Origin of the sequence: Bradyrhizobium sp. UNPF46 (assembly GCF_006658625.1) — a bacterium.
In the GTDB taxonomy this organism is placed as follows: domain Bacteria; phylum Pseudomonadota; class Alphaproteobacteria; order Rhizobiales; family Xanthobacteraceae; genus Bradyrhizobium; species Bradyrhizobium nitroreducens.
Genome location: NZ_LFJB01000116.1, coordinates 1 through 20,354 on the forward strand (window position 1 = coordinate 1; position 20,354 = coordinate 20,354).

General features: G+C 65.6%; 19 protein-coding genes and 1 tRNA gene. 12 read left to right on the top strand and 8 right to left on the bottom strand.

Annotated features, from left to right (window positions below; all coding sequences use genetic code 11):
• Window positions 1–113: 113 nt before the first annotated feature.
• Window positions 114–1,604 carry a M48 family metalloprotease gene (locus UNPF46_RS35620; RefSeq protein ID WP_100179171.1) on the bottom strand — a complete coding sequence of 497 codons (1,491 nt, stop codon included), beginning with the start codon at window positions 1,602–1,604 and terminating at the stop codon, window positions 114–116.
• 36 nt (window positions 1,605–1,640) lie between these two features.
• Complete coding sequence (locus UNPF46_RS35625) at window positions 1,641–2,411, bottom strand: thermonuclease family protein (RefSeq protein WP_246668809.1); 771 nt, start codon at window positions 2,409–2,411, stop codon at window positions 1,641–1,643.
• Window positions 2,412–2,801: 390 nt separating this feature from the next.
• Here UNPF46_RS35625 and UNPF46_RS35630 point away from each other — a divergent pair, with 390 nt between their 5' ends.
• The 4 genes from UNPF46_RS35630 (at window position 2,802) to UNPF46_RS35645 (ending at window position 8,044) form a co-directional block, all read left to right on the top strand.
• On the top strand, window positions 2,802–4,010 hold the full coding sequence (locus tag UNPF46_RS35630) for an ABC transporter substrate-binding protein (RefSeq protein ID WP_100179173.1): 1,209 nt from the start codon (window positions 2,802–2,804) through the stop codon (window positions 4,008–4,010).
• A 179-nt stretch (window positions 4,011–4,189) separates the two neighbouring features.
• Complete coding sequence (locus UNPF46_RS35635; RefSeq protein WP_142253155.1) at window positions 4,190–4,981, top strand: enoyl-CoA hydratase; 792 nt, start codon at window positions 4,190–4,192, stop codon at window positions 4,979–4,981.
• 2 nt (window positions 4,982–4,983) lie between these two features.
• Window positions 4,984–5,733: a VOC family protein gene (locus tag UNPF46_RS35640; RefSeq protein WP_181770266.1), complete on the top strand. Its 750-nt coding sequence runs from the start codon at window positions 4,984–4,986 to the stop codon at window positions 5,731–5,733.
• Window positions 5,734–5,929: 196 nt separating this feature from the next.
• Window positions 5,930–8,044 carry an acetate--CoA ligase family protein gene (locus tag UNPF46_RS35645; protein ID WP_142253157.1) on the top strand — a complete coding sequence of 705 codons (2,115 nt, stop codon included), beginning with the start codon at window positions 5,930–5,932 and terminating at the stop codon, window positions 8,042–8,044.
• A gap of 197 nt (window positions 8,045–8,241) precedes the next feature.
• On the opposite strand, the gene UNPF46_RS35650 is transcribed toward UNPF46_RS35645, so the two are convergent.
• Genes UNPF46_RS35650 through UNPF46_RS35660 form a run of 3 tightly spaced genes read right to left on the bottom strand, consistent with a single transcriptional unit; the run spans window position 8,242 to window position 11,312 of the window.
• A complete protein-coding gene (locus UNPF46_RS35650; RefSeq protein ID WP_100179177.1) occupies window positions 8,242–9,054 on the bottom strand; it encodes an enoyl-CoA hydratase/isomerase family protein in 813 nt (270 codons plus the stop codon).
• A 16-nt stretch (window positions 9,055–9,070) separates the two neighbouring features.
• Complete coding sequence (locus UNPF46_RS35655; protein WP_018316466.1) at window positions 9,071–10,231, bottom strand: acyl-CoA dehydrogenase family protein; 1,161 nt, start codon at window positions 10,229–10,231, stop codon at window positions 9,071–9,073.
• A gap of 16 nt (window positions 10,232–10,247) precedes the next feature.
• Window positions 10,248–11,312: an acyl-CoA dehydrogenase family protein gene (locus tag UNPF46_RS35660; RefSeq protein WP_142253158.1), complete on the bottom strand. Its 1,065-nt coding sequence runs from the start codon at window positions 11,310–11,312 to the stop codon at window positions 10,248–10,250.
• Between the two features lie 252 nt (window positions 11,313–11,564).
• Here UNPF46_RS35660 and UNPF46_RS35665 point away from each other — a divergent pair, with 252 nt between their 5' ends.
• Window positions 11,565–12,350 (top strand): SDR family NAD(P)-dependent oxidoreductase, encoded by a 786-nt coding sequence (locus tag UNPF46_RS35665; protein WP_142253159.1) that lies wholly within the window; start codon window positions 11,565–11,567, stop codon window positions 12,348–12,350.
• Window positions 12,351–12,443: 93 nt separating this feature from the next.
• On the opposite strand, the gene UNPF46_RS35670 is transcribed toward UNPF46_RS35665, so the two are convergent.
• Both UNPF46_RS35670 and UNPF46_RS35675 read right to left on the bottom strand, forming a co-directional pair.
• Window positions 12,444–12,716 carry a GlsB/YeaQ/YmgE family stress response membrane protein gene (locus tag UNPF46_RS35670; protein ID WP_080586664.1) on the bottom strand — a complete coding sequence of 91 codons (273 nt, stop codon included), beginning with the start codon at window positions 12,714–12,716 and terminating at the stop codon, window positions 12,444–12,446.
• A gap of 42 nt (window positions 12,717–12,758) precedes the next feature.
• The gene (locus tag UNPF46_RS35675) at window positions 12,759–13,349 is read right to left on the bottom strand and encodes a YidB family protein (protein WP_100179180.1); all 591 of its coding nucleotides are present in this window, start codon (window positions 13,347–13,349) and stop codon (window positions 12,759–12,761) included.
• Between the two features lie 161 nt (window positions 13,350–13,510).
• On the opposite strand from UNPF46_RS35675, the gene UNPF46_RS35680 reads away from it, so the two are divergent.
• Window positions 13,511–14,518: a 2-dehydropantoate 2-reductase gene (locus UNPF46_RS35680; protein WP_100179181.1), complete on the top strand. Its 1,008-nt coding sequence runs from the start codon at window positions 13,511–13,513 to the stop codon at window positions 14,516–14,518.
• Between the two features lie 359 nt (window positions 14,519–14,877).
• Here UNPF46_RS35680 and UNPF46_RS35690 read toward each other — a convergent pair whose 3' ends face one another.
• On the bottom strand, window positions 14,878–15,498 hold the full coding sequence (locus UNPF46_RS35690) for a hypothetical protein (RefSeq protein ID WP_100179182.1): 621 nt from the start codon (window positions 15,496–15,498) through the stop codon (window positions 14,878–14,880).
• A gap of 232 nt (window positions 15,499–15,730) precedes the next feature.
• Here UNPF46_RS35690 and UNPF46_RS35695 point away from each other — a divergent pair, with 232 nt between their 5' ends.
• From UNPF46_RS35695 to UNPF46_RS35720, 6 genes are all read left to right on the top strand, one after another.
• The gene (locus UNPF46_RS35695; RefSeq protein WP_142253160.1) at window positions 15,731–17,248 is read left to right on the top strand and encodes an AMP-binding protein; all 1,518 of its coding nucleotides are present in this window, start codon (window positions 15,731–15,733) and stop codon (window positions 17,246–17,248) included.
• A gap of 21 nt (window positions 17,249–17,269) precedes the next feature.
• A complete protein-coding gene (locus UNPF46_RS35700) occupies window positions 17,270–17,908 on the top strand; it encodes an RraA family protein (RefSeq protein ID WP_142253161.1) in 639 nt (212 codons plus the stop codon).
• Between the two features lie 27 nt (window positions 17,909–17,935).
• On the top strand, window positions 17,936–18,307 hold the full coding sequence (locus UNPF46_RS35705) for a cupin domain-containing protein (RefSeq protein WP_100179185.1): 372 nt from the start codon (window positions 17,936–17,938) through the stop codon (window positions 18,305–18,307).
• 51 nt (window positions 18,308–18,358) lie between these two features.
• The gene (locus UNPF46_RS35710) at window positions 18,359–19,315 is read left to right on the top strand and encodes a tripartite tricarboxylate transporter substrate-binding protein (protein ID WP_142253162.1); all 957 of its coding nucleotides are present in this window, start codon (window positions 18,359–18,361) and stop codon (window positions 19,313–19,315) included.
• Between the two features lie 102 nt (window positions 19,316–19,417).
• Window positions 19,418–19,494, top strand: a tRNA-Arg gene (locus tag UNPF46_RS35715).
• 477 nt (window positions 19,495–19,971) lie between these two features.
• Window positions 19,972–20,352, top strand: coding sequence for a hypothetical protein (locus UNPF46_RS35720; protein WP_142253163.1), 381 nt, complete (start codon window positions 19,972–19,974; stop codon window positions 20,350–20,352).
• Window positions 20,353–20,354: the final 2 nt, after the last annotated feature.

Consider the following 20,354-nt stretch of genomic DNA (forward strand, 5'->3'; position numbering starts at 1 on the left):
CGCGACCGAAAAATCTATAAGGTCGCACCGTCAACATAACAGTTGCCGGATCGGCGCGCGCTTTGGGCGCGCTTGTCCGGGACGACGGATGAGTTTGCAGAACGAGCGCAACCTCAATCCGCCACGATCTTCACGCGGTCGCGCACCTTCACCTGCGCGGTGCGATCGAGGCCGTTGAGCACGCGGAATCGCTCGGCGGGATGATCGACGCCGGCCATGCGGTGTGACAGCGATTCCACGGTGTCGCCGGGCTGCACGGTGATGACCTTGATGCGCAAGGGGCGGGCGGCCTGGATCTCGTCGAGGGTCAGGCGACGGAACGAATTCACGGTCTCGCGCGCGTTGCGCTCGCTCTCGGTCGATTTCTGCCTTGTCGCGAAGATGAAGCGGTAGACGTCGCTGCCGAAACGCAGCGCGTACACCTTGAACTGCCACTGGTCGCCCTTGGCGGTGGCGGACGCGGCCGGGAAGCCGTTGATACTGAGGTCCTCGGTGGACGCCTTCTCGACGCCCTCCATCCAGCCGGAATTGAGGTAGTCGCCGAGCGACTGCTCGGCCGGCACGCGCACCACGTCGAAACGCATCGCCTGTGCGCCGCCTTCGCGCACGCCGATCACGGCCTGGGCGGTGTTGTCGAGCGTGAAATTGTCCGGCGCCTGGAAGGTGAAGCCGAGCTTCGGATGCAGGAAACGGCGGCCGCGCACGAAACCTTCGCTGGGATCTTCGCCGTAGACGAGGTTGTCGATCGCGGCGAGATAGCTCTCGCGGTCGCGCTCGGCGCCTTCAGGCGCAGTATATTGCCGCGCAATGGTCTGCGCGTTCTGCACGCGCTCAGGCGTTGCCGGATGGGACGAGGTGAAATCCTGCGCCCGCGGATCGAGCGAACTCTTGCCGGCCTTCAGCTCGGCATTGCGCTCCATCGCGGAGAGGAAGCGTGCAGCACCGTAAGGGTCGAAATGCGCCTTGGCGGAAATGCCGACGCCGATGCCGTCGGCCTCGAACTCCTGCTTGCGCGAAAAGCTCGCCATGGTGAGCTTGGTCTTGGCCAGCGCCAGTGCGGTGAGGTCGGGATCGTTGCTCATGTCGGTGACGACGCGGGTGACGATCGCGGCCTGGCGCGCCTGGTCCTCGCGCATCGCCGCGTGCTTGGACAGTACATGCGCCATCTCGTGGCTGAGCACGGAGGACAGTTCCGAGGTGTCGCTGGCCAGCGCCAGCAGGCCGCGCGTGACATAGAGCTGGCCGTTCGGCAGCGCGAAGGCGTTGACCGCGCCGGAATTGAGAATGGTGACCCTGTAGCCCTGGTCGGGCCGGTCGGAGGCGGCGACGAGCCGATCGACGGTCTTGGTGACCAGCGATTCGAGCCTGGGGTCGTCATAGGTGCCGCCATAGCTCGCCAGGATGCGCTCATGCTCCTTTTCGGTGGCAGGGGTCTGGGCGACGGCCGGCTTCGGCTTCGGCATCGCGACGGCCGGCGGGGTCGCGGCGGTCTGGAACCGGCCCATGTCGCCGCAGCCCGCCAGCGCCGCGCCCAGCACGAGGCATAGCGCGGCCGGCGCAGCCCGCAGGCGGCGGCGTTCGTTCCGTACGTGCCGTTCTAGCACCCCATTCACGTCGCTTAACCCGTGCCTGGCCCTTCTTTAGGGCCTTACCCCTGTCGGCTCGTTCGCGCCCAGCAACTCGACCTGTCCCACGAGCCGCACATCGATCCGCGGTCCCGTACTTTCCTCAACCCAGCCCCGGATTCGAATACGTTTATTCTCCAAGGACTTAAGGGTGATCCCGGCGCTTTCGAACGCCGGTAACGCGCGCTTTGAAATAGTCGCGGCGAAGCCACGTGTCCAGTTCCGCCCGAAGTTGAGGTAGGTCATTGCCCCAGCTTGCCGGACCGACAGGACTTTACCCTCGACCACCACAAAGCGCCCGATCCCCGCCAAAATATCGTCCGGACTTTCCGCGTTTTTTATGGCCGACGGGTCAGCCCAGCTGCCCTTTTTTTGGCGCCGTGCTGCAGCTTCCGACGCCATCAGCGCGGCCGCGCAGTCCTTGTCGGAGATCTCGGCGGAGACCAGGGCGTCGCCCTGGGCCAGCAGCATGGCTTGTATGGACGTGTCGCCCTCGCCGATGAAGACCAGCGCGCCCTGGCGGCCATAGCGGTCCGGCGTGTCGTCGCTGCCGCGGAGCGTGACGTCGCGGCCGGCGAGCAGCGATGCCAGCGCCTGCCTGGTGGATGCCGTCGCTTCGATTCCGATGAGACGGATTTCGCGGCCGTCGTCGAGACGGACGCTGCGCGCATCGACGATGGCGGCGACGCGGCCTTCGCCCTGCGATTCGAACTGGCACGGCGTCGCGAGCGCGGCGCGGCTCGCGAGGAGAAGGAATGCGACGAGGAGGTGAAGCAGTCGCGTCACGTGACCCGGAGAGGTTGCGTTGTGCGATCGTTCTAACCCAAACGTGGCGAATGGCGAAGGGGCTGCCGTCGGGTGGGCAAAGCGAAGCGTGCCCACGTCTTTGCCAATCGTACGAGGCGGTGGGCACGGCGCGACGAGCGCGCCTTTGCCTACCCTACGGCAGAGCGTGTGGAGCTGCGCCGTTGTTTCACACACTCGCAACGACGCGGAAACATCTTGCGTCGTCTCACCATTCCGCTTTGCGGAAAACATGCGCGGCATTCATGCGCGCAACGCGCCTCGCGCTTGCTGCGCTCTTGCGCATGCGGCATGATTGCGGCAACAGCACTATTGAAGAGCAATAACCAAGCCGCCATCAGAGTACGGCGCGATAACGGGAGGTCTTTTTCGATGAAGAGAATTTTGTCGGGCATTTTTGCCGCGTCGCTTGCCCTCAGTGCGAGCGCCGCCGCGCAGGCCCAGGACAAGCCGCCGCTCAAGATCGGCGGCATCCTCGACATGTCGAGCCTCTATGCAGACATCACCGGTCCCGGCAGCGAGACCGCCGCCAAGATGGCGGTGGAGGATTTTGGCGGCGAGGTGCTCGGGCGTAAGATCCAGGTGCTGGCGGCTGACCATCAGAACAAGGCCGATCTCTCCGCCAACATCGCCCGCGACATGCTCGACAATCAGGGCGTCGAGATGATCTACGACGTCGCGGCCTCCGCCACCGCGCTTGCGGCCGGCGAGATCGCCAAGGCGCGCAACAAGATCATCATCTTCAACGGTCCGGGCTCGATCCGTCTCAGCAACGAGGCCTGCGGTCCCTATACCGTGCACTACGTGTTCGACACCTACGGCCAGGCCAACGTGACCGGCCTTGCCGCCGTGAAGTCGGGCCTCGACAGCTGGTACTTCCTCACCGCCGATTACGCCTTCGGCCAGGACCTGGAGAAGGACACCAGCGCCGTCGTGACCAAGACCGGCGGCAAGGTGCTCGGCAGCGTGCGCCATCCGCTCAACACCTCGGATTTCTCGTCGTTCCTGCTGCAGGCCCAGGCCTCCAAGGCCAAGGTGATCGGCCTTGCCAATGCCGGCGGCGACACCGTCAACGCCATCAAGCAGGCGGCCGAGTTCGGCATCATGAAGGGCGGCCAGAAGGTTTCGCCGCTGCTCGTCTTCGTCACCGACATCGACTCGATCGGGCTCGAGACGGCGCAGGGCCTGCTGCTGGCCGAAGCCTTCTACTGGGACATGAACGACGACACGCGCGCCTTCTCCAAGCGCTTCCAGGAGCGCGTGAAGCGGCCGCCGACCTCGGCGCAGGCCGGCGTCTACTCCTCCGTGACGCATTATCTGAAGGCGGTGAAGGCGGCCGGCACCACTGATGCTGCCGCCGTCATGAAGGTGATGAAGGAAACGCCGATCAACGACTTCTTCGCCAAGAACGGCAAGATCCGCGACGACGGCCGCATGATCCACGACATGTATCTGTTCGAGGTGAAGAAACCGTCGGAGTCGAAGGGCCGCTGGGACGACTACAAGCTGCTCGCCACCGTCCCCGGCGCCGAAGCGTTCCAGTCGCTGGAGCAGTCGCGCTGCCCGCTGGTGAAGAAGTGACGCGAAGCGTCATCCCGGGGCTCGCGTAGCGAGAACCCGGGATCTCGAGGTCCTCAGGTGCGCAATTGCGCACCTGAGGATCCATCGGGCGGCCGTGAAGGTTGAGAAGTGGATTCCGGGTTCGCGCCAAAGGCGCGCCCCGGAGTGACGAGCAAAACAAAAACAAAGGGAGACGCCGCATGAGCAACGACATGGTTCTGCAAAAGCTCGAAGGCGGGCTGCTCACCATCACGATGAACCGGCCCGAGCGGAAGAACGCGCTCAACCCGGAGATGGTGGCCGGGCTGGTCGAAGCCGCACGCCGTGCGGCGGATGATCCCGAGGTGCGCGCGGTGCTGTTCAAGGGCGCCGGCGGCTCGTTCTGCGTCGGCGGTGACGTCAAGTCGATGGCGGCCGGCCGCGCGCCGCTGCCGTTCGAGCAGAAGCTCGCGAATTTGCGTCGTGGTATGGAGGTCTCGCGCATCCTGCACCAGATGCCCAAACCCGTGGTGGCGCAGCTCGACGGTGCGGCGGCCGGCGCGGGCCTGTCGATGGCGCTGTCCTGCGACCTGCGCATCGCATCCGAATCCTGCAAGATCACCACCGCTTTCGCCAAGGTCGGCTTCTCCGGCGATTACGGCGGCACCTATTTCCTGACACAGCTGCTCGGCAGCGCGCGGGCGCGCGAGCTCTATCTGATGTCGCCGGTGCTCACCGCCAGGGACGCCCATGCGATCGGCATGGTGACCAAGGTCGTGCCTGATGCGGAGATCGATGCCGCCGCGCACGAGCTCGCACTGTCGCTGGCGCAGGGGCCCTCGATCGCGCTCGGCTTCATCAAGCGCAACATCAACAACGCCGAGCATCTGCCGCTGGAAGACTGCTTCGACGGCGAGGCGATCCATCACACCCGCTGCGGCGACACCGAGGACCACAAGGAGGCCGCCAAGGCCTTCGTGGAGAAGCGCAAGCCCACCTTCAGGGGCGCATGACCATGGCGCCCTATCTACGGCTGCGGCAGATCTGCCTGGTCGCGCCGCAGCTCGCGCCCGTCGTCTCCGACATCGCGGAGATCATGGGCCTTGCCGTCTGCTACCGCGACGGCAATGTCGCGAAATACGGACTGGAGAACGCGCTGCTGCCGGTCGACACCATCCTGCTGGAGGTGGTCGCCCCGTTCAAGGATGGCACCACGGCCGGCCGCTTCATCGAGAAGACCGGCGGCCGCGGCGGCTATATGGCGATCTTCTGCTGTGACGATCCCGACGAGCGGGGCCGCCACGCCAACGCAATGGGCGTGCGCACCGCCAACGTCATCGACCACGCGCCCTATCACGGCGTGCAGCTCCATCCCCGCGACTGCCGCGCCGCTTTCATCGAGTTCAACCACACCGAAGGCAGCGACGACATTCTGGGTGCGTACCCGCCGGCAGGACCGGACTGGCAGAAGTCCATCCGCAAGGACGTGACGCAGGCGCTTGTCGCGGTGGAGATGCAGAGCCCGGACCCGCAGGGGCTGGCGGCACATTGGGGGAAGATCATCGGGGTTGCGCCTGACGGAGCTGAGCTGAAGCTGCCGAACGCAACCTTCCGTTTCGTCAAGGGCGCCAGCGAGATCATGAGCGCGCTGGAGTTTCGGGTGACCGACGTGGCGCGCGTGCTGCACGCTGCCAAGGCGAAGGGGCTCGCTGTGGCGGGGAACGAGTTCCTGCTGGGTGGGGTGACGTTCCGGCTCGCCGCCTGAGTTCTTGCGTTCACGGCTCTCGATCCGTCATCCTGAGGTGCGAGGCGTGCGACGCAACGCGCCGCACGGGGAGCCTCGAGGGATGAACGGCTCGGCCGGTGGCCGTACATCCTTCGAGGCCTCCGCTGCGCTCCGGCGCCTCAGGATGACGGGGATGGAGGCTGCGGCGCGGCCAACAATGAGAAGGACTCTCGCCATGCCGCATCCGCTCGACAGTTTCTTCGCCCCCGCCAGCATCGCGCTGATCGGTGCCTCGCGCGATCACGAGAAGATCCCGGGCCGGCTGCTGTCGATGCTGCGCAAGAACGAGTACCCGGGCGAGATCTACCCGGTGAACCCGAACTACGCGGACATCGACGGGCTCGCCTGCTACAGATCGATCACCGAGATCGGCGCGCCGATCGATCTTGCCGTCGTCATGATCCCCGCCCGCGCGGTGCTGGCCGCGCTCGAGCAATGCGCCGCCGCCGGCGTCAGGAATGCCGTGATCATCTCCTCCGGCTTCGCCGAGGAGGGCGGCGACAGCGCGGCGATGCAGGATGCGATCGCAGCGCTGGCGAAGCGCACGGGGATGCGGATCTCCGGTCCGAACGCCGAGGGTTTCTTCAGCCAAATGCAGCGCGTGGCGGCAACGTTCAGTCCGGCGGTCGACGTCAAGCCTGGCGTGGTGCCGCTGGTCGCGACGACGAGGCGGATCGGCATCGTCGCGCAGAGCGGCGGTATCGGCTTTGCCTATTATCATCGCGCGCGGGCGCTCGGCGTCGCCGTCAGCTATGTCGTCAGCGCCGGCAATGAATCCGACCTCGGCGCCGGCGAGTTCCTGGACTATCTGGTGCAGGATGCCTCGACCGACGTGATCCTGCTGTTCATCGAAGGCATTCGCGACGTCGAAAAATTCCTCGCCGCTGCACGCCGCGCCGCGGAGGTGAAGAAACCCGTCATCGTCACCAAGGTCGGCCGCTCCGGCGCGGGCCAGCGCGCCGCGGCCTCGCACACCGCGAGCATGGCCGGCTGGTCGGCGGCCTATGACGCGGTGTTTGCGAAATATGGTTTCATCGTCTCCAACGATCTCGACGAGGCGCTGACGATCGCGGCGGTGCTGGCGAGCAATCCGTTGCCGAGGGGCGATCGGGTTGCCGTCGTCACCGTCTCCGGCGGCGCCGGCATCTGGGGCGCCGACGCCGTGGCGCTGCAGGGCCTGCAGGTGCCGGAGCTGTCCGAGTCCGTCCAGGCGGGGATCAAGCAGTTGATGCCGTCCTATGGCACGGCGCGAAACCCGATCGACGTCACCGCGCAGGGCGTCACCTCCGGCGGTTTGCAGAAGAGCGTCGACGTGCTCACGGCGTCCGACGAGGTCGATGCGATCCTGGTCGTGCTGTCGCTGTCGAGCGAGGTGCGCAAGCCGTTCAAGGAAGAGGAACTGGCGCCGGTGCTGTCCGCGCAGCACAAGCCGGTGGTGTTCTATTCCTACACCGTGCCGTCCGACTTCGCGCGGCGCGAGCTTGCGAAATCAGGTGTCGTGGTGCTCTCGGGCCTGACCCATGTCGGCGTCGCGATGCGGCGGCTGGTCGATTACGCGAGGTTCGAGCTGCCGAAGCCCGCGGATGAGGCGCGGCTGCAGCGGCGCGATCTCTCCGCGCATCTGTCATCGCCGTCCTTGTCGGAAGCCGACAGCAAGGCACTGCTCCGCACCGCCGGCATCGCGCTGCCGGAGGAGGTGCTGGTGAAGGACAAGGCCGGGCTCGACGACGCCGTCGCTCGCGCGGGGTTTCCGCTGGTGATGAAGATTCAGTCGCCGGACATCGCCCACAAGAGCGAGGTCGGTGGCGTTCGCGTCAACATCACCACCAAGGGCGAAGCGTTCCTCGCATTCGAGGCCCTGCTCAACAACGCGCGCAAGCATCGGCCGGAGGCGGACATCCAGGGCGTGCTGGTCGGGCCGATGGCGCCGAAGGGCGTCGAGATCATCGTGGGCACGATGACGGATGAGACCTTTGGTCCGATGGTGATGGTGGGTCTCGGCGGTATCACGACAGAGCTGTTTCGGGATGTGGTCTATCGTCCCGCGCCGGTGAGCGCGGACGAGGCCGGTGCGATGCTGGCGGGTTTGAAGGCCGCGCCATTGCTGAACGGATTTCGCGGGGCGGCGAAGGCGGATGTGCCGGCTCTCTCGCAACTGATCGCCGACATCTCCGTGCTGGCGGCAGCGTATGCCAGGGAGATTTCGGAGATCGAGCTCAACCCGGTGCTGGTGCACGGCGAAGGGCTGGGCGCAACGATCGTCGATGCGCTGGTGGTGGGGAGAAAGTAAGCCGCCAAAACCACCACTGTCGTCCCGGACAAGCGCGCCCCAAGGCGCGCGCAGATCCGGGATCCATAGCCACCGGGAGTGGTTTGGCGAAGAGTCGGAGTGATCAGCTTGCGCGACAACTCCTCCCTGGGGTTATGGATACCCGCGTTCGCGGGGATGACGGCGGAGAGTGCTGAGGCGCCGTCGCAATACGTCGATTACCTTCCCTTAAAATTCGCCGCGCGCCGCTCTTCCGTGGCCTTCACGCCTTCCTTGAAATCTTCCGTCGCGCGCAGCCGGGTCTGTTCGGCGAGCTCGTGGTTGGTCGCGGCCATGACGCGGTCGGCGAGGCCGTTGCGCATGGTGGCGCGGGTCGAGAGCAGGCCGAGCGGGGAGCATTCGGCGATCTCGTTGGCGAGCTTCATCGCTTCCGCCTTCACCTGGTCCTGCGGCACCAGCACGTTGGCGAGGCCCCACTTCACGGCTTCCTCGCCGGTGACGCGGCGGCTGGTGTAGAACATCAGCTCGGCGTTGTTCTTGCCGATCAGCTCGGGGAGCGTCGTCGTCAGGCCGAAGCCGGGATGGAAGCCAAGCTTGGTGAAGTTCGCGGAGAAGCGCGCTTCGGGGCAGGTGACGCGGAAATCCGCCGACACCGCAAGGCCCAGGCCGCCGCCGATGGCCGCGCCCTGCACGGCGGCGACGATCGGCTTCTTGGCGCGGAAGATGCGCACGGCCTGGATGTAGAGATGGTTGATGGCGCCGAGGCTGTCGGCGGGGTCGCCCTTCTTCCCGGCCTCGCTTGCCTCCTGCGCCTGCCGCGCCGGATCCTGGAAGTTGGCGCCGGCGCAGAACGCCTTGCCCTGCGCCGAGAGAACGGAGCTGCGGATCTCGATGTCGCGGTCGAACTCCTCGAGCGCATCGGCGATCTGGTTGATCAGCGAGATGTCGAAGAAGTTGAGCGGCGGACGGCGGATCTCGATGGTGCCGACGTGTCCGACCTTCTCGACGCCGATGTCTTTATACGTGCTCATGATATCCCCGATTGAATTAGCGCAGACCCAGTCCGCGCGCGATGATGCCGCGCAGCACCTCGGTGGTGCCGCCCTGGATGGTGAGTTTCGGTGCGGTCTTGATCGCGAAGTCGAGCTGCCGCTCCAAGGTCTCGCGGTTGGTCGCGGTCTCCTCGACGAAGGCGGCGAGATCGCGGACGCGGTGCGGAAGCTGCTGCTCCCAGACCGTGCCGATGTCCTTGACGATGGACGCCTCGACCACCGGCTCCTTGCCGGCTTGAAGCATGCCGGCCACCGAGACCGACATGCGCCGCATGGTGTGGAGCTGCGCAACGAGACGGCCGATGCCTTCGGCACTGCGCGTATCCGGGTTGGGACCGACCGCGCGGACCAGCTCGGTCAGCACGTAATAGGTCTCGAGGAAGCGCTCGGGTCCGGAGCGCTCATAGGCGAGCTCGCTGGTCGCCTGCTTCCAGGCGCCGTCGACCTCGCCGAGCACGTGGTCATCAGGCACGAAGAAGTCGGTGAAGACGACCTCGTTGAACTCGTATTGCCCGGTGATCTGGCCGATCGGGTTCACCTTGATGCCCGGCTGCTTCATCTTGACCAGGAACTGGGTCAGGCCGTGGCGGCGGTTTTCCTTGGTCGGCTGCGAGGTCCGGAAGATCGCGATCATGTAGTCGGCGATATGCGCCGACGAGGTCCAGATCTTGGTGCCGTTGATGAGATAGCCGCCGTCGGTCTTGGTCGCGCGCGTCTTCGCCGCGAACAGGTCCGAGCCGGAGTTCGGCTCGCTCATGCCGATGGCGAAGCAGATCTCGCCGCGGCAGATCCGCGGCAGGATGTCCATCTTGATGTGCTCGGGGGCATATTTCAGCAGCACTGGCCCGCTCTGGCGGTCGGCGACGAAGAAGCGCCGCGTCGGCGCGTTGGCGACGCGCATCTCCTCGGTCACCACGTAGCGTTCGAGGAAGGAGCGCTCCTGGCCGCCATATTTCTTCGGCCAGGTCATGCCGAGCCAGCCCTTGGCGCCGACCCGGCGGGAAAATTCCGGCGCGTCGGTGTCCTCGCGGTTGGGCTTGTGCGGATCGAAGGTGCCGGCGGCGATTTCCTCGGCCAGGAAGGCGCGCACTTCCTTGCGGAGTTGCTCGCACTTTTCGGGCAGGCGGATCGGGTCGAAACGAAGCGCAGCGGTCATGTGTTTCTCTCCCTGATCAGCGCGATGCCACGAGCGGCCACAGTTCGTCGGCGCCGCGGCTTGCGACCAGCTTGCCGAGCTCGACGGCCCAATGGCTCTCCGAGCCGAAATCGTCGCGCCAGGCCAGCGCCCGCAGCGAATAGCGGTGCAGGATGTGCTCCATGGTGAAGCCGATCGCGCCGTGCACCTGATGCGCGATGGCGCCGCCCTTTTCCGCGGCTTCCGCGCAGCGGATCTTGGCGGAGGCGGCTTCGAGATAGACCTCGTCGTTGAACGCCTCGGCGTTCGCGATGGCGTCAGCCGCGGACGTCGCAGCCGCGAGCGCCGCGGCGGATTCGCCGGCGAGACGCGCGAGATTGTGCTGCACGGCCTGGAATTTCGAGATCTTCTTCTCGAAGGCGACACGCTCGTTGGAATAGCGCACGGAGATGTCGAGCATCGATTCCAGCGCGCCGGCGATCTGCAGGCTGCGCGCAACGCCGCCCATCAGCATGAGCGTGGTCTGGTCAAGCCCCTTCGGCGCGGCCTTCAGCGTGACGGGTTGGACCTTGTCGAGCGTCACGGTGTCGCTGTGATCGTAGCCGACATTGAGACCGGACTCGATCCGGCCCTTGCCGGCATCGACCAGCGCGATCACGGCACCGTCCTTGCCATGCGCCAGCACTGCAAAGTGCTTCGCCGTCTTCGCAAACGGCACGCCGCGGGCGCGGCCGGAGAGCGCGCCGTCGGCATCGAGGGTGATGCGATCCCTGGGGCTTGCCGGCAGCACCGTCATCTCACCTTCAGGGGACGCGATCTTCGCCTGGGCCAGCAGCCAGCCGGCCAGCATGGTCTCCGCCAGGGGAACCGCGACGGCGAAACGGCCGGCGGCGTTCAGCAGCGCAAAACCGTCGGCAAGGCTCGCGCCGGAGCCGCCGAGATCGTCAGGCACCCAGGACAATGGCAGGCCGGCTTCGCTCAGCGCCTGCCACAGCGGCGCCTGCCAGGAATTCTTCTTGTCGTTGTTGATGGTTTGCGGATCGGCGAGATCTGCGAAGATCTTCTCCGCGGTCTCGACGACGATATTGTCACTCTCCGCCACAGCGTTCCCCGTGTTTTGCCGTTGGCGCGTCCCGCCTGGTGAGCGAGCCGCGCAAGTCTTCTTGGCAGGTCTTCTTGCGCCCGATGATCCGAAAAAGCCATGGCCCTGACAAGCGTTGATCGCAGGTCAACCTGCGGCGCGGACATGGGGCCCAAGCTAATTCCGCTTAGCGGAGTTTGCTCGATTTGCAGGGCGCCGCAAACTCGCTAAACAGGGCGGCGGAAGATCAAGGATACGGGGAAGGAAATCCGGATGGCCAAGGACAATCTGTGCGCAATCGTGACGGGGTCGGCTTCCGGCCTTGGCGCTGCGACGGCGGAAATTCTCGCGCGGAGCGGGGCGCGGCTCGTCATCAACTATTCCTCGAGCCAGAAGGAAGCCGAAGCCACTGCAGAACTCTGCCGCAAGGCCGGCGCGGCGGAGGTGCTGGTCGCGCAGGGCGACGTGTCCAAGGACGAGGATTGCCGGAGGATTGTCGCGGCAGCCAGCGGCTGGGGCCAGCTCGATGTCCTCGTCAACAATGCCGGCATCACCAAGCATGTCGCTCACGCCGATCTCGACGGCTTGTCGGCTGAAGATTTCCAACGGGTCTATGGCGTCAACACCATCGGTCCGTTCCAGATGGTGCGCGCCGCGCGCAGCCTGCTCGAGGCCGGCGCGAAGGCCTCAGGTCGGCCCTCCGCCGTGGTCAACGTGTCCTCGGTCGCCGGCATCAGCGGCGTCGGCTCGTCGATCGCGTACGCCGCGAGCAAGGGCGCGCTCAACACCATGACGCTGTCGCTGTCGCGCGCGCTGGCGCCGCTGATCCGCGTCAACACGGTCTGCCCCGGCTATATCGACACGCCCTGGTTCACCAAGGGCCGCGGCGAGGCCGGCGCCAAGCAGGTGCGCGACAGCGTGGTGGCGAAGGTGCCGCTGAAGGTCGCATCGACCGCGGATGATATCGCCCAGCTCGTGTGCTTCCTGGCGATGCCGGCCTCCAGCAACATGACCGGCGAGGTCGTGCGCATGGACGCGGGGATGCATTTGATTACGTGATGTTGCACGACGTCATTCCGGGGCGATGCGATGGCATCGAACCCGGAATCTCGAGATTCCGGGTTCGCTTCGCGCCCCGGAATGACAAACGACCTACCCCTTGATGACGCCGCTCGCCACCAGCCGGTGCCAGATGAACAGCACCACCACCGCGCCGATCGTGGCCATGATGAAGCCGGCGCCCTGATCGGGGCTGTAATGGCCGATGGCCTGGCCGATGAAGGTCGCGAGAAATGCGCCGGCGATGCCGAGGATGGTGGTGAGGATGAAGCCGCTCGGATTGTTCGGCCCCGGCGCCAGCCAGCGCGCGATGAGGCCGGCGATGAAGCCGACGACGATGATCCACAACAGGCCGCCCATGCTCATGAGTGTGCTCCCCTTCCCGAAAGCGTGTCGATCAAGGTCCGACTAGATTCTGCCCGAGATCTCGTTCTCGGTCGGCAGCCGTCCGTCCGGCGTCAGATGGTCGATCACCTGCGGCAGATATTGACTGAGGCCGTTGAGCAGCTCCTCGCGCGACAGGCCGCTCTGGGCGGACAGGCTCTCGATCTGATCGGCGCCGAGGGCGTTGGCGAGGTCGCCCGGCGCGATCGGCTTGTTCTGGCCCTTGCCGACCCAGGAATTCGCGGCCTCGCCGTGGCCGCCCTGCTGGAGCTGGTTGAGGAGGTCGCCAAGGCCGCCGCTCAGCACGGATCCGGCCGCGCCGCCCGCGAGCAGACCGCCGAGGCCGCCCTTGAGCAGGTCGCTGAGGCCGCCGCTATTGCCGCCGAGCGTGCTGCTGTCGCCCGTATTGACAGGCGTGGGCGGCGGCAGCGGTGAGCGCTGCTGCGGGGCAGGCGCCGCGCCGGGCTGGCTGGCCGTCAGATGCTTGAACGCCTTCCAGGCGAGCAGGCCGAGCAGCGCCATGGTCATCGGCGACATGCCGGATTTCTCGGAGCTCGGCGTCGAGGGACCGCGCGGGCCGTTCTGCATGCCGTTGAGGACGTCGAGTAGACCCATGGTGCTCTCCTTTGGCGTCTCGTCTGGCGAATGCTCGCCGCTGACTGCCCCCGGGGCGAAAACATATGGGGCACTCATGACGGTTACAAGGCGCTTGCTACGCGATTGGTTGCCGGCCGTGCCTCTGTTATCGAAGGCAGGACGTTCAGGGAGCGAGTTCAGTGATGACGGATCGACCGATCGTGGTAGCTGGCGCCGGCGCCATCGGCTGCTTCGTCGGCGGCATGCTGGCGGCCGGTGGCCGCCGTGTCGCGCTGCTGGTGCGGCCGCGGGTGAAGACCGAGATCGAGCGGTTCGGCCTGCGTCTGACCGATTTCGACGGCTCCGAGCGCAGGCTCGGCGCGGGCCAGCTCGCGCTTTCGGAGGATCCCGCGATCCTTCACAGCGCAGGCATCGTGCTGGTCACCGTCAAGAGCGCGGATACCGCCGGTGTCGCGGACCAGATCGCGCAGCATGCGCCCGAGGATGCCGTCGTCGTCTCGCTTCAGAACGGTATCGGCAATGTCGCGGTGCTGCGCGAGCGGCTTGGCAACCGCCGCGTGCTCGCCGGCATGGTGCCGTTCAACGTGATCGCGATGGGTGAGGGCCGTTTCCACCGCTCGACTTCCGGCGACATCCATATCGGCGAGGATGCCGAGAATACGGCCGGAGCGCTGTCGGTAGCTGGCCTCAGCGTGCGCGCGAGCGGTGACATCACCGGCGTGCAATGGGGCAAGCTGATCATCAATCTGAACAACGCCCTCAGCGCGTTGTCGGACATGCCGCTCGCCGCGCAATTGGCAAACCGCGATTGGCGGCGGCTGTTCGCCGACCAGATGGCGGAGGGGCTGGCCGCGCTGAAGGCGGCCGGCATCACGCCAGTCTCGGCGACGCCGATCCCGATGAACTGGTCTCCGACCTTGCTGCGGCTGCCGGATGCGATCTTCAACGCGATCCTGGGGCGGACGATGAAGATCGATCCCGAGGCGCGCTCCTCGATGTGGCAGGACCTGAAGCAGGGCCGCAAGACCGAGATCGACTATCTGCAAGGCGCGGTCATCGCGCTCGCCGAGCAGAACCGTGTCGACGTGCCGCTGATGCGCCGCATTGTTGCGCTGATCAGGGAAGCCGAGGCCGCCGGCAACGGACCGCCGCGGCTGACGCCGCAGCAGATCCGCGGCGTGCCATGATAGCGAGGAGGAACGCGATGAAACCTAGCTTGATGACCGGGCTTTCGCTTGCCGTGCTCTGCGGAGCATCGACGCTCGCCCATGCAAGGCCGCCGACGGTCCAGAACTCTCCAGGATACGACAGGCGATTGCAGGAGAGCAGGTCTCAGTTGGGTAGCTCGCCGACGGTCACGGCGCCGGCGGATGTGCCGGTGGCCAAACCGAAGCACGGCAGGAAGAAGCGCGCGAACTGATGCGTTGCGTGTATGCAGGTGGTGCGGACATCCTCAGTCGTCGTCCCGGATCGGGGCTCCACTCTCGACAACGCTTCGCGTTGTCGAGAGTGGAGCTTGTCCGGGACGACAGCGGAGCTTGTGACGTCAGCTCTTCTTCGCCGGCTTGGTCGGCGTCGGGTTGAACAGCTTCTTCAGGTCGTTCAGGCCTTCTGACAGCCGCGGCCATTCGCAGGAGAAGGAGCCCTTGGTGCAGGTGGCGCCCTTTCGCTGGCCGACGGTCTGCTGCAGCTTCGGCCGCTCGACCGGAACCGGCACGCGCTCGACATCGGTCCTCAGCGCGACCTGCTGGAGCTGCTGCACCTGCCGTTCCTGCTGCTCGCGCTGCTGCCGTGCCATGGCCTGCGCCGCCTCGTTGCTGCGGCGCTCCTTGGCGAGATAGGCGGCATAGGCTGCGTCGATCTTCTTCTGCTCCTCCGGCGTCGGATTGGGCCCGGCGATGTCGAAGGTGCGATCCTGCAGGAAGTCGTAATAGGAGTAACCGCCGCCCGGCTTGCGGCGGCCGGCGAACTTGGCGTTGCAATCGGCAAGCGCCGCCGTCTTCTCGGCCTTGGTCGCGGCTTTCTCGGCAGCGTCCGCGCATTCCTCGAAATCGACCGGCGCGCGCTTCCACCACTGCGCCTGGGCATGCGTATGCGTCAGCAGAAGAACTCCTGCTACGGCCACGGGAACCAGCGCCGCACGACGCAATGCAATCACTGACGACATTCTAAGAGAGCATTCCCTGGAAAACTCAACCCAAACTGAGTCGAGCCGGATTTTTGCCCCTTTATCGCCGGCTTGTCACCCGTGGAACCCGGGAATTTCATGGCTGCAATGCTGACATTTTGTGCTTGACGTGGCGCGGGAGTCACAGCGTTGCAGTCCGGCGAACTGCTACACTTCCGCTTGCGAGCGCCCCACCTGAGGCGACGCCAAGAAAACGAAGTGGAAGCGCCCGATGTTGCTGCCCCTGTCCGACGTGCCGCGCTGGTACGCTGAACGCAAACCGCAAGGCACGATCGCCGTCCAGCATGGACAGGACACGCTGACATGGGACGAGCTCGAGCGCGGCGCCAACCGGCGCGCGCGGGCGTTCATGGCGAAGGGCGTCAGGCCCGGCGATTTCGTTGCGATCGGACTGCCCAACGGCAATGCCTTCTTCGAGACAACTTTTGCCGTGTGGAAGTGCGGGGCGACGCCGACCTCGCTGTCCTGGCGGCTGCCGCGCGGCGAGGCCGCTGCGGTGCTCGACATCCTGAAGCCGGCGCTGGTGGTCGGCGGCGAGGCCGATTGGAACGCGCCGAACCGTCTGCCGGCCGAATTCATGCCGGAAGGATTTTCGGACGAGCCGCTCAACCCGCCGGTCGCGCGCTATTGGAAGGCCATGACGTCGGGCGGCTCGACCGGGCGGCCAAAGGTCATCCTCGATCATCAGCCGGCGGTGACCGACACCGTCGCGGCGCCGCCGCTCAGCATTCCCTTCGGCGTCTCGCTGCTCAATCCCGGCCCGCTCTATCACAATGCGCCGTTCATCGTGTCGCATTACGCGCTGTTCACCGGCGGCAAGCTCACCGGCCTCGTCAAGTTCGACGCGGAGGAGACGCTGCGGCAGATCGAACGCGAGCGCGTGCAATGGGTCAATTTCGTGCCGACCATGATGCACCGGATCTGGGCGCTGCCGGAGCATGTGCGCAATGCCTATGATCTGTCGAGCCTGCAGACCGTCTTCCACATGGCCGCTCCCATGCCGCCGTGGCTGAAGGAGAACTGGATCGCCTGGCTCGGGCCCGAGCGGATCTGGGAGCTCTATGGCGGCACCGAGCGGCAGGGCGCCTGCATCATCTCGGGCACGGAATGGCTGACGCACAAGGGCTCGGTCGGCAAGATCGGCGAGATGGCGAAGCTTCGCATCATCGGCGAGGACGGCAAGGACGTCGCGCCCGGCGAGACCGGCGAGATCTATTTCCTCAACAATGACGGCAAGGACGCCACTTATCATTATCTCGGCGCCGAGCCGAAGCGCCGCAGCGACGGCTGGGAATCGCTCGGCGACATCGGCCGGCTGGATGCGGAGGGCTATCTCTATCTCGGCGACCGCCTCGCCGACATGGTGCTGCGCGGCGGCGCCAACATCTATCCGGCCGAGGTGGAGGCGGCCGTCTCCGAAGCGCCCGGCGTGCGGTCCTGCGTGGTGGTGGGATTGCCAGATCCCGAATTGGGCCAGCGCGTGCACGCCATCATCGAGCCGGAGGCGGATACGGATGGCCAGACGATCGCTGACGGCATGGCGGATTTCCTGAAGGATCGGCTCAGCCGCTACAAGCACCCCGAGAGCTTCGAGATCGTCAGCGCTCCGCCGCGCGACGATTCGGGCAAGGTTCGCAGAACACTATTGCGCGACGAACGCGCGGCGTGGATGAAGGAAGGGCGCGCCTTCCGGATCATGCCGGCGAAGGCGCGGGCGCACGCCGACTAATCGACGGAAGGACTTTTGGACATGACGATCACCATCGCAGCGAACAGCGTGGCAAAGCCGCCGGCCGAGATCATCGAGGGCTTTCGCGGGGCGCCGACCTCGGTCATATCGGACAACCTCGCGCGGCTGCCGGGCGCGGTCGGGCTGCGGCCTTATCATCGCGGCGCCAAGCTGGTGGGGACGGCCTTCACCGTGCGCACCCGCCCCGGCGACAATCTCGCCATCCACCGCGCGCTCGAGCTGGTCGGCCCCGGCGACGTCATCGTGGTCGACGGCGGCGGCGACGAGACCCGCGCGCTGGTCGGCGAGATCATGAAGAACATCGCGCAGTGGCGCAAAGCCGAAGGCTACGTCATCGACGGTGCGATCCGCGATGTCGCGGCCTTCGCGGCCGACGACTTTCCCTGCTACGCCCGCGCAGTGATCCATCGCGGTCCCTACAAGAACGGCCCCGGCGAGATCAACGTGCCCGTGACGATCGGCGGCAGCGTGATCTCGCCCGGCGACATCGTCGTCGGCGACGAGGACGGCGTGGTGTCGTTCCCTGCCGCGGGCGCCGCCACGCTGCTGGAAGCCGTGCGCGCCCAGGTCGCGCGCGAAGAGGAGACCATGAAGGCGATCCGCGAGGGCCGCTATCAGGGCTCGTATGGCAAGTCTTGATCAAAGACGAAGGCAGGGGAGGACGATTTGAGCCAGAAGGACGAGTTTCACAATATCGATAACCCCGGCGACGGGCTGTTCCGCGAACTCGCCGCAGGGGTGACCACGCGCATCTTCTCCGGCGAGCAGGCGATGCTGTCGGTGGTGACGCTGGCCCCGCATGCGCAAGGCACGCTGCACCACCACCCCGAGGAGCAGTGGGGCGTGCTGCTCGACGGCTCCGCGATCCGCGTCCAGGGCGACGAGGAGATCGCCGTGAAGAAAGGCGATTTCTGGCGCACCCCGGGCAACGTGCCGCACACCATGCGCGCCGGCCCCGACGGCGCCCGGGTGCTGGACATCTTCAGTCCGCCTCGGCCAGAATACAAGAAAGCGGGGTCCGGTTTCGGGACCGCGTAAGACGCGCCAAAGAGCAAAAAGCCGGGCGCTGAAAGCAAAAGGGAGGGGACCATGACGATCACACGACGGGCGCTGCTCGCCGCGCCGGCCATTCTCGCGCTGACGCCGGCGATGGCGCAAGGAAGCAAGATCACGCTGGTGGTGCCGTTTCCGCCGGGCGGCTCGACCGATGCGATGGCGCGGCTGCTGCAGGCCAGCCTGCAGACAAAACTCAACCGCATCGTCGTGGTCGAGAACAAATCAGGTGCCGCCGGTGCGCTTGGAGCTGCGCAGGTCGCCAAGAGCCCGGCAGATGGCACCTCGTTCCTGGTCACCTTCGATTCCCATGCGGTGATCCCGTCGATCCTGGACAAGCCGCCGGTCGACGTCGAACGCGAGCTGATGCCGGTACTGCTGATCGGCACCGCGCCTTACGTCATCGCGGCCGGTGCCGGCCGCCCCTACAAGTCCTTTGCCGACGTGGTGGCGGCCTGCAAGGCGACGCCTGGGGCGGTGAAGTATGCCTCCGTCGGCATCGGCACGCTCGGCCATCTCGCCATGACCGTGCTCGGCAGCAAGGCCGGTGTCGAGATCATGCACGTGCCCTATCGCGGCGGCGGCCCGGCCATGAACGACGTGCTCGGCGGCCATGTCGATCTCATCGCGGGATCGGCGGCGCTGGTCGCCGCCCAGCTCGGCACCAACATGCTGCACCCGGTCCTGCAGCTCGGCCGCGAGCGGCTGCCGGCCCTGCCCGACACGCAGACCGCGATCGAGGCGGGCTTTCCCGATTTCGAGACGCTGGCCTGGTGGGGCATCTTCGCGCCTGCAGGCACGCCGCCCGATGTCGTCGCAGCCTTCGCGGCGGCGTCCAAGGAAATCCTGAGCGAGCCCGCGACCGCCGCCCAGCTGAAGGAGACGCAGCACATGACGCTGCTGCTCCAGGACGGCGCCGCCTTCAAGACCTTCTTCGACAAGCAGGTCGCCACTTGGGGCAAGGTGGTGAAGGATAACAATATCAGGGCGTAGGATCGGCGCTTCTTTGCCCATTGACCAAAGCGAGGGCTTCCGATCCTGCGCTCGCTTTGATATGTACAGCTCCAGGCAACCTGCCTCATCGGCGGGTTCCGCGGTCCCGTAGCTCAGCCGGATAGAGCGGCGGTTTCCTAAACCGTAGGTCGCATGTTCGAGTCATGCCGGGATCGCCAATATTTCAATAGCTTAGCGGGAGGGAGTCTCCCGCTTTCTTCGTTTTTGCTCCGTTTTTGCTCCGCCCTTGTGTTTCTCCTGAATCAGTTTGAAACGGACCAAAGTCGAGCATAGCATCGCAGTGTCCATCGGTGGTGAAACCGAGGGCGTGCACGCTCTCCTACTCAGGAGACGTTGCATGTCTAAGAGACCACTCATTGTGGACTGGAAGGGCTTACGAAGTGAGTTGGGATGGAGGATTTCCCGCGCTCATACGTGGCGACTTATGTTCGATCCCAAGTATGCAGACGATCCGTTTCCACGGTGTCACAAACTTGGAAAGCATAGGAACTCCCGACCACATTGGCGCGTGACTGAAGTCCTAGCTTACTTGGAAGCGCACGGCCTGAATGTGACTGAAGATTGGAACGCTCTCGCGTAGAGAGCATACGGCCGGGGAATGCATTCCCCGGCCGCTTTCTTTTCTGGGGGGCATAATGAAAGTGCAAATGGATATTCGAGACGGTTCTCTACGACTCGGGATTTTTAAAACGATACCGGTAAAACAGGTCATCATCGCTGTAGAGTTCTCAGAGGAAGAGAAGGCGGCCATCACTAAACTCGGTCTAGCCGACCACATATTCTATTCGCACCCAATCAATTCTCGCGACACGGACGGGCTGCGAATCCAAGAAGACACACATTACCACATCAAAGTGGGGCGTCTGTTGAAGCCGCTCGGTGGTACCATGATTCCGTCATACGATAGCCAGGCCGAAGCTCAGCAGGCGATTCAAGAGCTGACCGAGCAGTTCAAGCTTCTCAAACAAAAACTCAAGGCAGCGGACGCTCCGACCTCAACAACGCTCGACCTGTAGTG